Annotated in this window: 1 protein-coding gene; it reads left to right on the forward strand. The window is 73.3% G+C overall.

From position 1 onward, the window contains the following. Positions 1-277 (forward strand): 4Fe-4S dicluster domain-containing protein (locus tag DEIPI_RS27745; protein WP_157463404.1); only part of this gene is annotated, 277 nt, incomplete at both ends.

The following is a 277-nucleotide window of genomic DNA, read 5'->3' on the forward strand; positions in this document are numbered from 1 at the left end:
AGCAGCCCCTCCCGTTCGTGGACTGGAGCGTCCCGCAGGAACGCGTCCCGCAGGAGCTCGTGTGGCGCCTGCGCGCCCTGAAACCCACGCCCGCGCCCGAGACGCCCGTGTTCTGGCCGTCGCCCGTCGTGGACGAGACCTGCATCTTCTGCCCGGTCTGCACGAACGTCTGCCCGACCGAGGCGATCACGCGCGGCGTGCAGGCCGACGGGAGCGTCGCGCTGCTCCTCCAGACCGACGCCTGCACGGGCTGTCAGGCCTGCGCGCGCTCCTGCCC

Source organism: Deinococcus pimensis DSM 21231 (genome assembly GCF_000519345.1).
GTDB classification, from domain to species: Bacteria; Deinococcota; Deinococci; order Deinococcales; family Deinococcaceae; genus Deinococcus_A; species Deinococcus_A pimensis.